Source organism: Lysobacterales bacterium (assembly GCA_014946745.1).
Lineage (GTDB): Bacteria > Pseudomonadota > Gammaproteobacteria > Xanthomonadales > Xanthomonadaceae > Aquimonas.
Genome location: JADCRD010000001.1, coordinates 711668 through 725032 on the forward strand (window position 1 = coordinate 711668; position 13365 = coordinate 725032).

Genomic DNA, 13365 nt, shown 5'->3' on the forward strand with positions numbered 1-13365 from the left:
GAGCCGGGCCGCTTCGCCGTCTTCAGGTGCATTCTGGAGAAGGTCCTGAAGCCTCTCGGACCGCGCCTGAATCGAATGACCCTGGGCGGGTTCCGCTGGCTTTGCGTCTTTCGGATAATGGCGGGTCCGCCGCGCGCCCGTTAGCGTTAGCGGCCAGGCCGCGCTCACCCGGGCGCGCCCATCGGATCATTCCCAGGACCCGACCCCGGGTCCTGTCCCTCGTTCGAGACAGGCAAACGGAATCCCACCTATGAGCACCACTATCGCGGTGATCCGCGGCGACGGCATCGGCCCCGAAATCATGGACGCCACCCTCCACGTGCTGGACGCGATGCAGCTGGGCCTGCAGTACGAGTTCGTCGACGCCGGCATGGTGGCGCTGGAAAAGCACGGCGAGCTGCTGCCTGCCGCCACGCTTGAGACCATCGCCCGCCTGGGCGTGGCCCTGAAGAGCCCGCTGACCACGCCGGTGGGCGAGGGCTTCTCCTCGATCAATGTCGAGCTGCGCAAGCGCTTCGACTTGTACGCCAACGTGCGCCCGGCGATCTCGTTTCCCAACACCAAGGCGCGCTACAGCGGGATTGACATCATCACCGTCCGCGAGAACACGGAGGGCGCTTATATCGGAGAGGGCCAGACGGTGTCTCCAGACGGCGAGGTCGCCACGCTGACGCAGAAGATCACCCGCAAGGGCTCGGAGCGTATCGTCCGCTACGCCTTCGAACTCGCTCGCAGCGCTGGCCGACGCAAGGTCACCATCGTCCACAAGGCCAACATCCTGAAGAGTACGTCTGGCCTGTTCCTCAAGGTTGCGCGCGAAGTCGCCAAGCTCTATCCGGACATCGAGTGCAACGAGATGATCGTTGACAACACGTGCATGCAGCTGGTGATGCGCCCGGAACAGTTCGACATCATCTGCACGACCAACCTGTTCGGCGACATCGTGTCCGACCTCTGCGCGGGCCTGGTGGGCGGCTTGGGTCTCGCGCCGGGCGCAAACATCGGAGCGAACGCGGCAATCTTCGAAGCGGTGCACGGTTCGGCTCCGGACATTGCCGGCCAGGGCATCGCCAACCCCTGCGCGCTCCTGCTGGGCGCAGCTCAGATGCTGGGTCACCTTGGCATGGAGCCGGCAGCCAAGCGCCTACGCGCCGCGATCGTCGCCACCCTGGAGGCCCGCGACCGTGTCACTCCGGACCTTGGCGGCACCGGCAGCACCACCGAGTTCGCCCGCGCGATCGCGGAACGTGCCACCGCCTGAACGCAGGTCCCGGTATCGCCCCGAAAGCGCCAGAGGCGGCGTGTGCGAGCACGCCGCTTCTGCCTTTAGGCCGCGAGGCGATCGAGCGAGTCCGGATCGGCACCGGACTCGCGAGTATCGAACACTTAACTGACTCTGTTGAGCAAAGCCAGGCGAGTGGCGTGGCTCGAACCTCAGTTGGCACCCAGCGACGGGTCGCTGTTCGGGAAGAGGTTCACGCTGCTGCGCTGGAATCTGCCACCCTCGGTGCCCGGATAGGTGATGTCGAAGCTGATTCGGTTCCCCTGCGCCCCTGCGCCACCCTGGATAAGGTCCAAGGTCATGCTGCCAATCGGGGCGGACAGCTGGATGCCACTGGTGGAAGGACAGGTCCGGCAGTAGCCGCTGACTTGCCGCAGGGGCTGCGGCTGACCGGGGCGGAAGTCGGTGACCTGGCCAATCGCCCAGCGCGGTTTGCCCGTGGCGTCGGCGTAGAACAGGATCGAGAACAGCCCGTCCGCGGCGGCTCCTGCACTTGCCGAGCCATCGAAGCTCTGCAGCGCAAGCCCCCAGCCGCTATCGCCCAGCGAGTACCAGATGCTGCTGAAGTCACGCTGCACGCGGCTCGGCAGCACGACGGGCTGCATGCACCACTGGATTCGTTCGCCGTTGATGCGCGCCGTCATCACCGCGAGCGGGCCGTCGAGCCTTCGAGCGGGATGACCATCCTGGCAGGCCGGGTGCAGGCGGGCGTTGTTGAAGTTGATGCGGATCGTGCCGGTGTAGCCCGCGCTGCTGTCCGAGACCGAGTTGTTCGGGCCGAGGTAGTTCTGCCGCAGCAAGGAGTCGCCAAAGCTGTTGCGGGCCGGCACGAAGACGCCATCCACGATCGGCCCGGTCGAGATGTACCACTCCGGATTTCCACTTGCGTCGAAGGTGTAGAAGCCCAGGAAGTACTGTGCATCGCGGCCGGTGATGCTGGGTGAGATCAGTCGGAAGTCGATGCCGTGCCCGCTCCGCGCCGGGTCATAGAACTGATAGCTCGGCGCGCGGCTGAACGCCCTGTCGGCGGCCGGGGTGTCGCGCCAGCCCAGGTCTCTGAGCATGCCTCCGGCAATGCCGAGCGAGCGCGGAGCGGCGCTGCCAATGGTCGGGTACATGAGCTGTACGCCATAGCTGCTCTGACTCTGGATGTGAGAGTAGGTCGAGCCGACTTCGATCGTGGCGGGTGCGTGCAGACGGATGAAGTTTTCCGGCGGCGCAAAGTTGAGCGTTGACGCCGAGGCTGCTGCTCGCTCGCCGGCGAATCGCAAACGCGCTGGGGTGGACAGCGTTGCCGCCCGATCCGCGTCCGTGATTCGAAGAAACTCGCTGAAGCTGCCGTTCTCCGGATTGACCGACACCGTGCGCGCGCCGTAGATGTCGTCCCAGGCGGGAGCACCGCTGATCAGTCTGAGCTTGGCGCCGACGGGGCCATCGGCATCCTCTTCCAGGTTGATCAGGCCGAAGATGCCCAAGCCATGCAGGATCTCGTGCATCGCCACAGAGACGAAGTTGGCGCCGCTGCCGGTGGCGGTGATGCCGTAGTCGAAGCGCGCAGCGCCCGGCAGATCCAACTTCGAGTTGAAGGTGGCACGGACATCGAACCCGCTGCCGCAGCGGATTCCGCCATCGATTCGGCAGATGCTCGTGCCGAGCTGCTGCGCCGCCGCAGCGGCGGCGAACCAGGTGTAGTCGCGCTCGAAGGCCGGGAAGTGCGAGCCGAATCCGATGTCGTTGAGGAAGAGGTACTGCGCTCCAGCCTGCGCCAAGGTGAATCGGTTGCCGGTGGCGTCGCCGAGGTCGGACCAGCACGCTTGCACTCTCACCGGCACCCGCGGCTTGAGCTGCTCTGTGAGCAATCGTGCGGCCTCCCGCGCGGCTTCACGACGCTGTTCGCCCAGCGTCGTTCCGGAGTTGCCGCGCTCAGGAGTGCGTGGGGTGGCGTCAGTCCAACCGCTGACGTCGCACGGGCGTTGGGTTGTTCCGGGGTCGTCGAAGACGAACTGGACATCTGCGAACTCCGGTTCATTGGCGAAACGTACCGAAAGACGCGCGTCGATCGGGCTGCTCTCGAAGTTCAGCACGCCGATGTGCCATCGCCCTGGCGCGAGCGGCACCGCGTTGACGTCGCTGACAACGATGAACTCATCGCCTGCAGAACTGACCGAGCGGTAGTGCGCCTGGTCGAACAGCTGATCGACATCAACGGCGCCCTCGATGCGGAGATCGAAGGGGCTGCCTTTTCGAAGCACGAGATCGACATCCCGCGCAGGGTTGCTTGCCTGCAGTTCCACGCGCATGTGCTTGGCGCCCGCGGGCACGTCCACCACCCAGGAGGTGCTGAGCCCGCTGGCTGGCAGCTGCACGGTCTGCACTTGGCCGGGGACGAGGGGGATGCCGGTGGACTGGGCGAATGCGGCCAAAGGCGAGGCAGCGCAAAGCAGCGAAAGAGGAATCGCAACACGCTTCACGGTGCTTCCTCCTCGGCGTTCGTCTCGCTCCCCGCTGGCGTCGGGTGCTCGTGATCGCACTCGAAGTGCAGGCTGCCGTCGGCATGTCGATGGGCGCGAAGCTCAAGCACGACCGGCTCGTCCGCGCGCGCCTGCAGGCGAGGCTTCACGTCGCGCGCTGACTTTCCGGGTGGGATCAACATCGAGTGGAACTCGGGCTTGGCCGCGAAGGCTGACGAGCTGAAAGGCAGCGACAGCAGACTGCCCAAGATGAGAAGAGGTTTGGACATCGGGAAGGGTCCTCTTTGGAGGGGAATGTTCAGCGTGCCGGGGCGCGAGAATGTGCGTCCGTGGAGCCTGTGACAGAGAGTGCGTGTACGGCTGGTGTCAGGGCAAGCTGAAGCGGAGTACAACGGTCCGCGCGTGGAGCCTGCGTGCTGTTGCGACGCGCCACCCGTCTTCCGCAGGGGCCGCAGGGCTTGGTCGCAGACTTTGTGCAACCCTGCTCGAGTCCATCCTGGCCTTGATCCGCGGGCGCGAGTCCGGCACATGTCCGGACTCGCTTGCTCCGGATCAAGCACTGACGTGCCCGATCCGCGGGCGTGCCCGCCATGGCGCGCGAAAACGCTGAATTCTTGAGCCTTGCCTTAGGCTGTGCTTCGGCCTGCGCTGGCGTGGTCCAGTACCGACAGCTCGCCCGTTCCGGGGCGATAGGCGCCATGCAGGGCGCGGTGAACGAACCGGATGGCGTGCTCGACTGCGGTCGGGACGTCCATGCCCAGTGCGATTGCTGCGGCAATTGCTGAGGAGAGAGTGCACCCCGTGCCGTGAGGCGACAGATCCAGTCGTTGCTGCGTCCAGCTCATCGCTTGCAGGTCCGGGCCGAAGAGTCGATCGTGGACATAGGCGCCTTCGCTAAGGTGCCCGCCCTTCATCAGAACCCAGCGCGCTCCGAGTCGACGCAGCTCGGTGGCGGCCCCGGCGCAGGCGGCGGCGTCTGCCAGCGATCTGCCCACCAGCACTTCCGCCTCCGGCAGGTTGGGCGTGAGCACGGCGGCGCGGGGCAGCAGTGACTCCCGCAGGGCGGTGATCGCGTCTGCCGCCAGCAGGCGCGCGCCGGAGCTCGCGACCATGACCGGATCGAGCACGACGGGAATGTCGGAACGTGCGGCAAGTGCGTCAGCGACGCAGTGGATGCGAGGCGCATCCGCCAGCATGCCGATCTTGATGGCCCGAACATCGAAGTCCTCGAGCAGGCAGCGGATCTGCTCATGCAGGAACTCCAACGAGGGCAGCTCGACTGCGGTGACACCGCGTGTGGTTTGCGCCGTCAGGGCGGCAATCGCGGTGAGTCCATGCACGCCCAGCGCCGCAAACGTCTTGAGATCGGCCTGGATGCCCGCGCCGCCGCCGGAGTCCGAACCTGCAATGGTCAGGACCGAGGGAGGGCGCTCAAGGCTGTTGTTGGAAAGCGACATGGTTGTGGCCTCGGGGGTGGAGGGGGACTGAGCGTGGGTACGCCCATTCCCCAAGTATCCGCGAGCGAGGGTGCTCAGTAGAGGGTCTGACGCGTTCGGCCAGCAGGAATGGGTCGGTGTTGCGCGCGCGCAGCGAGTGCTTGTGTCGCTGTTGCGTTTTGTCCATACTGCGACCGCCTCTCGCGTCTTGGGAGGTCTTCAAGGGGATACACACGGTGCGACGCCGCCACGAAACGAAGTCCGGATTGCTGCGCCCGCGGGCGTTGTCTCCGCTGGTCGTTCCGCTGTTGCTGGCCGCACCCTTCGCGGACGCGGGCGAGAGGATCGATGAATCCCAAGCTTGGCGGGAGTACGCCCGACTCAGTTTGACGAGCGACTTCCAGCAGGCGCTCGGTACGGTTGGAAACGCAGCGGCAGAGCCGGTGACGGGTGGTGGTTCCGCCGTGTTGCGCGAGGCTGTTGGCCGCCTTTCGCTTTCCGTGCAGGCCGCATTCGCGCCCGCGCCACTGGCTTCCGCCCTTGGCGACAGCGGCACCTCCTTTGGCGCTGAGTCTCCGCTGGCGCGTTTCGCCGTCGAGACATCGCGCTTCAGCGCGGCTGCGTTCTCGCCCCAGCTTCAAGCGAAGGTCGGCGCGGCGTCTGAGCTGCGCTTCGGGCTGACTGTGGCCAGCCAGCGTTTTGCCACGCCGGGGTTCGGCGAGGTCCGCGCCTCCAGCCAGTGGTTGCCGCAGATGGGCTTGCGTTCGGCGCAGGGCGTGACTGAGCAGTCCTACGGTCAAGGCGTGCATCTGGGCTTCAACTCCGGCTTGGGTGAGCGTCTGGTGTTCGGAGTGAACCTGCAGTCGCGGGTGGACATGGACGCTTTCAAGACGTACCGCGGCCTGTTCTCGGAGCCCGGTGATTTCGATATGCCGGCGCGCACGGGGCTCAGCTTGGGCCTCAGGCCGGCGCAGGGCGTGTCGGTTCATCTGGGCGCTGAGCGGGTTTTCTACAGCGATATCGCTGCGTTTACGACGTATGCCTTGCCGACCCAGCTCCTGGCGCTGCTCGGCGATGGTTCCGCGCCGGTGTTCGCCTGGCGTGACCTGAACGTGTACTCCGCGCGCGCTGAACTCGCAGACGCGACGGGTGGTCAGTGGGGTTTGGAAGTCACTACGCGGCAGCAGCCCTCGCCAACGTCTCCACTGTTCGACCTCGCGCTCCGCGAGCTCTATAGCGGCAATCACGTTTCCGCTCGTTACCAGCGTCAGCTGACTGACAGCAATTCCTTCAGCATCGGTGCGAGCTATGCGCCGGCGCAATACATCCTGGGGCCTAACCCGTTCCGCAACCGCTATCGCGAAGGATCGCAGGTGGAGGTGGAGCTCAACTGGTCGGTGGCGTTCTAGTTTCCACCCTGCCGCTGGCAGGGCACTCCTGAGGACTCAAGTTAACAGGGCTTGATCTCGAAGGGCTCCACCCAGGTGGAGCCCTCTTTTTTTGCGCGAATGCCGTTCCCTCAGTGCGCGAGCGTGACTGGCGGTCATCGGGCAGGGCCTGAGCCCGGCGCTGCGCGGGTCGTGCGGCTCTCGCGAGTTGGGCGCAAAGAAGCATCGGGGCGATCAGCGCCGCGCCGCTGGGTCACTGCGCGTGCCATCGCTGATTCACGCCGGCTCGCGTCTGAAACTGGGGATGGCTGAAGCGGGAATGCCTTCAGGGGATCAGAATGCTGCCGCTGGCGTCGCGCGACTCTGCCAGCAGCGCCTCGTCAACAGCACCCGCATCCAGGCGCGACAACTCGCGCCAACGGTTGACGATCGCGCAGAACAGCTCGGCGGTTCGCTCAGTGTCGTACACGGCGGAGTGGGCCTCGGCGCTGTCCCAGGCAATGCCGGCGGCCTGCACAGCCCGGCTCAGCACGGTCTGGCCGAAGGCGAGGCCAGCCAGGGTGGCCGTATCGAAGCAGCTGAACGGATGGAAGGGGTTGCGCTTGTGGCTCGTGCGCCTGACCGCGGCGTTGAGAAAGCCCAGATCGAAGGCCGCGTTATGCCCCACCAGTACCGCTCGCTGGCAGCCATACCGTTTCACCGCCGCGCGAATGGGAATGAACAGGTGATCCAGCGCGGCGCGCTCATTGAGGGCGCCACGGAATGGATGGTCGACATCGATGCCGGTGACCTCCAATGCCCTGGGGTCAATCTCGGCCCCCGGAAAGGGCATCACATGAGTCGAGACCACGTTCCCAGGAAAAACGCGGCCGCTTTCATCCATCTCGATAGGTGACGCGGCGATTTCCAGCAGGGCGTGGCGCTCTGCATCGAAGCCACCGGTTTCGACATCCACCACGACAGGCAGGAAGCCGCGGAATCGCGCCGCCATCGAGCGTGCAGGTTGTGGCGTTGTCATTCTGGGCTCGGCTCGCCGAGCGTGCGGGAGGGTCTCATCGCGGCGCAGGATAGCAGCTTGGGTTCGGCTCGCTGGCTTGACTGTTCTCTCGGGTCTGCTCAAGGTGCGCGCTCGATCAACACGTGGAGTCTCCGGGATGTCGATACAGACTTGGGGGGCGGGTCCTCATCCGGGCGAGGGTGTTGGCATCGGCTTCGATGCCGCACGCCTTCTGGCGGCGCGTGAGCGTTCTCGCGAGGCCACGCGGCGGGTTGCCGAGCAGCTGCGCGCGGGCATGCGCGAGGACGAAGCCCACCGCCTTGCAGACCAGATCTTCCGGGACCTCGGCTTCGATCGGGTCTGGCACCCGACGCATATCCGCTTCGGCCGCAACACCCTGAAGCTCTACAAGGAGGCTTCGGAGCTCGACGTCGTGCTCGCTGTGAACGATCTGTTCTTCATCGACATCGGTCCAGTTTGGGATGGCCACGAGGGCGATTACGGTGACACCTTTGTGCTCGGGGACGATCCCGCGCATCACGCCATCGCCGCTGCAGCGCGCGAACTGTTCGAGGTGGTCGCCGAGCACTGGCGGACCGGCTGTACTGGCCAGCAGCTCTATGCCTTTGCCGAGCGGGCGGCCGAGCAGCGCGGCTACATCTTGAACCTCGGGTCGCCCGGGCATCGGCTGGGCGATTTTCCGCACGCTGTGCACAAGGCGGGGAAACTCGCTGCCGCAGAGTTCGCGCCAGCGTCAGGATTGTGGGTGCTGGAGATCCAGCTGCGCCACCCGATCCTGCCGATCGGTGCGTTCTTCGAGGATCTGCTGCTGGCTTGAGCGAGTGTGCTGCCGCGACTTCGCTTGCCCTCAGTGCCGACGCACAAGCACCACGGTGACGTTGTCCGAGCCGCCGCCATCCAGGGCCGCGACGATCAGCTGATCTACACACTCCTGCGCGCTCAGGTCACTGCGCGCCAGCGTGCGTTCGATTTCGCCATCATCGACTTCCTCCGTGAGGCCGTCGCTGCACAGCAGCAGCTGCATACCGGGTTTCAGCTCGCCGCTGATGGTCTCGACCCGCAGGTTGTCCGGGTCGGTGACGCCGAGCGCCTGGGTCACCACGTTGCGATGCGGATGGCTGCGCGCCTGCTCGGCCGTGATCGCGCCCTGTTCGATCAGCTCCTGCACATAGCTGTGATCCTGTGAGAGCTGCTGCAGCCTGCCGTTCCACAGGTAGGCTCGGCTGTCGCCCACCCAGGCGACTTCGAAGCGATCGCGCTGCACGCGCACCACGGCGACGGTGGTCCCCATGGGCAGCGTATCGCTGCGCTGTCGGCTGTGATCGATGAGCTCCTCGTCAGCGCGCTGGATCGCCGCGCTCAGGGAGGCACCGCTGCGCACCTCGCGGACGATCGCATCGCGAGCCATCGCGCTGGCCACCTCGCCGAACTCATGCCCGCCCATGCCGTCGGCCACCAGCCAGAGGCCGAGTTCGCTATCGCCGTAAAAGGTGTCCTCGTTGTGCTCGCGACGCAGCCCGACGTGACTGAGCAGCCCGAATTCGATCATGCGTGCAGACCTGCGTATTGGCGGGTGTGGATGCAGGTCGCGCGTTCGGCCGGCATCGCAATGTTCCTGCAATCCTATACGGAGAACGGAGGCCATGTCCGTCAGCGCAGCGGGTTGAAGCAGGTGCGGCCCGGATACGCGAGATGCGGCGCGCACTCGACGCAAGTCGCACTGCTGCTGGTCGGGCTTGTGCGGACCCGATGCGGTCCGTATGATGCGCGGCCTTGCAGCGCAGCCCGCTTGTGCGGCAAGAACCACCTGGAGAGGTGGCAGAGTGGTCGAATGCGCCGGACTCGAAATCCGGTATACGCCTCCGGCGTATCGAGGGTTCGAATCCCTCCCTCTCCGCCAGACAAGAACAAAGGCCACCGCGTTCACCGCTGTGGCCTTTGTTGTTTCCGAAGCCGGTCGACGTGGCCAGGTACTCGCGCAGCCAATGCAGTGCGCGACGGGCAACTCAGACCAGGCTGACCCGCCGTGCCGCACGCGCCATACGCTGGCGACGGCGTCGTCGCAGCACGCCGAACCTCCAGATCCAGCGCACTCCAACGTAGGCCAGCGTGCTGCCGACGCAGGCGAACAGCGCGAGGCCGGTAATGAGTGGCGCGCCCACGCCGTTCAACCAGTGCGACCAGCCGCTGGCCGACCCAGCGGCCGCGAGCGCACCGTGCACATCGGCCTCATTGGGTGCGCCGCCCAGCACCCAGCTGCCGACGAGATAAGCCGCGTAATAGACCGGGCCGAAGGTGAAGGGGTTGGTGACCAGCGTGCTGACCAGCGCGGTCGGCACGTTGGCGCGCAGCAGGATGGCCAAGGCGCCGGCGAACAGGAACTGGCCCAGCGGGATGAGGAATCCGAAGAACACGCCCAGCGCCATGCCGAGTGCGACGCTTCGGCGACGCCGAGTCCACAGCCTGCGGTCGGCAAGCCGCGGCCCGAACAGACGGCCCAGCTGACCGCTGCGAATCTGCTCGGGGGTCGGGGCGCGGAAGGCCATGCGTGCGGCTCGCCGGGTGGGGGTGCGCGGCAGTCTAGTGAGGCTCGCGCCAACGCGGGCTGACGCGAGCTGCACCGGCGGAGAGCTTCGCCGCAAGTCGCGGGCGAGAGTCTCTACAGCGCTGCGTGCAAGCCGATCGGAGGGCGGTTCGATCACCGCCCCCGATCGCGCACGGGTCAGGAATCCGCGTACTTGATGCTGCAGCCGTAGGGCTGGGTGACTGCGGTGCTGATGCTGCCGCCCGCGGCGAGCTCGGACAGCCCGGTCGGCACGTACTGGGTGGCCTTCGGGATGTCGGCGACATCGGCGCTGGGAATGCTGTCGATGGCGCCGTTGTAGCGCAGCACGCCTTCGGCATCGATCACGTACATGTGCGGCGTGGTCTTGGCGGCGTAGGCGCGGCCGACGGTGCCGTCGCTATCGAACAGATAGGCTGCGTTGGCGGCATTCCAGCCGGCGGCGATCTGCTTGGCCTGATCGGCGCTGACGTGGCCCTGCTTGCCGGGGGCCGAAGAGTTGATGGTCAGCCACACCACGCCACCCTCGGAGGCGTCGCGCTGCTGCTTCTGCATGTTCTCGCCGTTGTAATGCTTCTTGACGAAGGGGCAGTCGTGGTTGGTCCACTCCAGCACCACGGTCTTGCCGCGGAAGTCTTCCAGCGAGTGGGTCTTGCCCTCGGCGTCGGTCAGAGTAAAGGACGGGGCTGCGGCACCGATTTCCGGCGCGGCCGATGCGCTGCCGACGGCAAAGCCGAAGGCGGCGAGGCTGGCGAAGGCGAGGCGGGACAGGGCGATGCGGTTCATGCGGGTCTCCTGCTGCGTTGCTGGGTGGGTGGAATCAGCCGCCGGCGGCTGCCGGGGGCAGGGCTTCGAGCGCCTCGCGCACGATCGCGGGCGTCAGAAGTTGTGGCAGGACGATCGGCTCGCCCTGCGCGGGATACAGCACGTACAGCGGCACGCCGCTGCGGCCGAAGGATTCGAGATAGGCCGTGATGTCGGCGTCCTGACGGGTCCAGTCGCCCTTGAGATACACCACGCCGCGCGCCTCCAGTGCCTCCGCAAACGCGCTGGACGACAGAGCCACGCGCTCGTTGGCAAGACAGGTGATGCACCAGTCAGCGGTCATGTTCACCAGCACCGGCCGACCCTCGGCGCGATGTGCGGCGAAGCGCGAGGGCGTCCACGGCTCGTGCAGGGCCTTGGCCTCCGATCCGCTCGCGGCGACGGTTTCGCGCGGCGCGAGCAGCGGCAGCGCGAGCGCGGAGATCAGCGCGAGAACCGCCAGTGCGTGCAGGGGCAGGGCGCCGCTCTCGCGGCCCTGCGCGCGCCGCAGCAACCACAGGGCGAAGGCGACGGCGATGAAACCGGCGCCAAGAGCGGTCAGCGCCAGCATCCCGGTCTGCCGTCCAAATACCCAGGCCAACCAGAGCACGGTGAGATAGAGCGGAAACGCCAGCAGCTCGCGGAAGGTCTGCATCCATGCGCCCGGCCGCGGCAGGAGCCTCGCCAGCGCCGGCACATAGCCCAGCAGCAGCATCGGAAAGGCGAGCCCCAGCGCGAGGAAGGCGAACACCAGCAGGGCCTCATGCGCCGGCAGCACCAGCGCGGCGCCCAGCGCCGTGCCCATGAAGGGCGCCGTGCAAGGGCTGGCGACTACACAGGCCAGTACGCCAGTGAAGAAGGCGCCGCGGCGACCGCCGCCCTCGGTGAGCTGCTGGCCGAGGCCGGTGATGCCGGCGCCGAATTCGTACAGGCCGGAGAAGGACAGGCCCATGGCGAACAGCAGCAGGGCGATGGCGGCGACGAAGCCGGGCTCCTGCAGCTGGAAGCCCCAGCCGATGGCCTCGCCGCCGGCGCGCAGGGCGAGCAGGATGCTGGCCACGAGCAGCACGCTGGCGAGCACGCCGAGGGTGTACCAAAAGCCGTGCCGCCGCATCTCGGCGGCGTCGTGCGCGGATTCGATCGCGCCCAGTGCTTTCAGGCTCAGCACCGGAAACACGCAAGGCATGAGGTTCAGCACCAGGCCGCCGGCAAAGGCCAGCACCAGCGCCAGCCATAGACCGACCTGTGCACCGGAGTTCGTGTTGCGGTCGATGCTGCGGCTTGGATCAGGCGTCGAGGCAGCGCCCGCCGCGGTGGCTTCAGAGCTTGCGTCGGCCTTGTGGCGCGCAAACATCGTGTAGCCGCGCTCGCCGTTGCTCAGCAGCAGCTCGATGCGTTCGGGCGCGCCAGCGAAGAACTCGGAGCGCGCGACTTCGATGCGGAGCTGGCCGTCTTCCAGCGCGAAGCGCGGTGGATCGGCATTGGCCAGTACTTGCGGCGTTGCCGGCATCAGGGTCCAGCCCGCGGTGCCGGCCGCGAAGGTCTCAGCCAACGGGCCCGCGAGCGGTATGGCGATGCGCACGCCGCTCTTCTCGGCGCTGTAGCGAGCATCGACTTCGACCGCCCGCGCCTGCCTCGCGGCGGCGCGCGCGAACGCCTCGGCATGCGCGCTGGGTTCGGTGAACCGAGCGACCGGCAGCTCCAGGCGATACTCGCCGCTGCCCGGTATGCACTCCAGCTCGCAGATCAGCCAGCTGGCCTTGAGCGCGATCGCGATCGACTCTGCAGAGAGGTCCGCCGGTAGGGTGACGCTGACGGGCAGCAGCTCCTCGTAGCTATAGCCGAAGTTGACCAGACCGCCCGCCGGCTGACGTTCGGGCAGCGGCCATTCGATCTCGCCGGCTGCGAGGCCGTCTGGCAGCGCGAAGTCCATCCGCGTGGGCAGGCCGGAGTCGCCGGGGTTCTTCCAGTAGGTGTGCCAGCCCGTGTCGTGCTGAAGCAGCAGGCCAAGCTTGAGCGTTTGCCCAGGCACAGCCGCATCGCTGGCCGCGACGAGGCGCGAGCGCAGATGGTCGGTGTGCAGCAGCTCGGATTCCGCGGCTGCCACCGGCGCCGAAACGAGAGCGGCCAACAGACCGAGTGCGAACAGCGGAGATGGCGGCGATGCGAACACGCGGCAGACGTTCCTTGGATCGCGAATGCGGGGCCGACGCCAGCGTCGCGCTTTCCTGCTCGTGAGACGCGTGCGTGCGATGTAGACGGTGCAGGGTGCCTGCGGCGCTACACTGCGCGCCTCCCCCGTTGGTACTGGCTGCGCGCGCATTGCGCGAACTCAAGCGCAGGATTTCGCGCGGCCTCGACACTGTCGCGACGGTTTGTACACATTCACAGCGACTCGCCCCC

General features: G+C 66.8%; 11 protein-coding genes and 1 tRNA gene. 4 read left to right on the forward strand and 8 right to left on the reverse strand.

Annotation, left to right across the window (positions count from 1 at the left end; translation table 11 throughout):
- Positions 1 to 250 precede the first annotated feature (250 nt).
- The gene (locus H4O13_02965; protein ID MBE5314345.1) at positions 251 to 1261 is read left to right on the forward strand and encodes an isocitrate dehydrogenase; all 1011 of its coding nucleotides are present in this window, start codon (positions 251 to 253) and stop codon (positions 1259 to 1261) included.
- A 173-nt stretch (positions 1262 to 1434) separates the two neighbouring features.
- On the opposite strand, the gene H4O13_02970 is transcribed toward H4O13_02965, so the two are convergent.
- The 3 genes from H4O13_02970 to thiD form a co-directional block, all read right to left on the reverse strand.
- Positions 1435 to 3753: a hypothetical protein gene (locus tag H4O13_02970; protein ID MBE5314346.1), complete on the reverse strand. Its 2319-nt coding sequence runs from the start codon at positions 3751 to 3753 to the stop codon at positions 1435 to 1437.
- Complete coding sequence (locus tag H4O13_02975; GenBank protein ID MBE5314347.1) at positions 3750 to 4022, reverse strand: hypothetical protein; 273 nt, start codon at positions 4020 to 4022, stop codon at positions 3750 to 3752. The genes H4O13_02970 and H4O13_02975 overlap by 4 nt, the downstream gene beginning before the upstream one ends.
- A 357-nt stretch (positions 4023 to 4379) precedes the next feature.
- Positions 4380 to 5210 carry a bifunctional hydroxymethylpyrimidine kinase/phosphomethylpyrimidine kinase gene (gene thiD, locus H4O13_02980; GenBank protein ID MBE5314348.1) on the reverse strand — a complete coding sequence of 277 codons (831 nt, stop codon included), beginning with the start codon at positions 5208 to 5210 and terminating at the stop codon, positions 4380 to 4382.
- 119 nt (positions 5211 to 5329) lie between these two features.
- Here thiD and H4O13_02985 point away from each other — a divergent pair, with 119 nt between their 5' ends.
- A complete protein-coding gene (locus tag H4O13_02985; GenBank protein ID MBE5314349.1) occupies positions 5330 to 6598 on the forward strand; it encodes a hypothetical protein in 1269 nt (422 codons plus the stop codon).
- A 304-nt stretch (positions 6599 to 6902) separates the two neighbouring features.
- Here H4O13_02985 and rnt read toward each other — a convergent pair whose 3' ends face one another.
- Positions 6903 to 7568, reverse strand: a complete 666-nt coding sequence (gene rnt / locus H4O13_02990; GenBank protein ID MBE5314350.1) for a ribonuclease T — start codon at positions 7566 to 7568, stop codon at positions 6903 to 6905.
- Positions 7569 to 7731: 163 nt separating this feature from the next.
- Between rnt and H4O13_02995 the strand changes: the two genes are divergently transcribed.
- Positions 7732 to 8412 carry an aminopeptidase P family protein gene (locus H4O13_02995; protein ID MBE5314351.1) on the forward strand — a complete coding sequence of 227 codons (681 nt, stop codon included), beginning with the start codon at positions 7732 to 7734 and terminating at the stop codon, positions 8410 to 8412.
- Between the two features lie 30 nt (positions 8413 to 8442).
- Here the strand turns inward: H4O13_02995 and H4O13_03000 are convergent, their stop codons facing one another.
- The gene (locus H4O13_03000; GenBank protein MBE5314352.1) at positions 8443 to 9144 is read right to left on the reverse strand and encodes a serine/threonine-protein phosphatase; all 702 of its coding nucleotides are present in this window, start codon (positions 9142 to 9144) and stop codon (positions 8443 to 8445) included.
- 260 nt (positions 9145 to 9404) lie between these two features.
- Between H4O13_03000 and H4O13_03005 the strand changes: the two genes are divergently transcribed.
- A tRNA-Ser gene (locus H4O13_03005) sits at positions 9405 to 9495 on the forward strand.
- A 106-nt stretch (positions 9496 to 9601) separates the two neighbouring features.
- Here H4O13_03005 and H4O13_03010 read toward each other — a convergent pair.
- The 3 genes from H4O13_03010 to H4O13_03020 form a co-directional block, all read right to left on the reverse strand.
- The gene (locus H4O13_03010) at positions 9602 to 10141 is read right to left on the reverse strand and encodes a DUF2062 domain-containing protein (protein ID MBE5314353.1); all 540 of its coding nucleotides are present in this window, start codon (positions 10139 to 10141) and stop codon (positions 9602 to 9604) included.
- A 176-nt stretch (positions 10142 to 10317) separates the two neighbouring features.
- The gene (locus H4O13_03015) at positions 10318 to 10944 is read right to left on the reverse strand and encodes a redoxin domain-containing protein (GenBank protein ID MBE5314354.1); all 627 of its coding nucleotides are present in this window, start codon (positions 10942 to 10944) and stop codon (positions 10318 to 10320) included.
- 34 nt (positions 10945 to 10978) lie between these two features.
- Positions 10979 to 13135 (reverse strand): thioredoxin family protein, encoded by a 2157-nt coding sequence (locus H4O13_03020; GenBank protein ID MBE5314355.1) that lies wholly within the window; start codon positions 13133 to 13135, stop codon positions 10979 to 10981.
- Positions 13136 to 13365 lie beyond the last annotated feature (230 nt).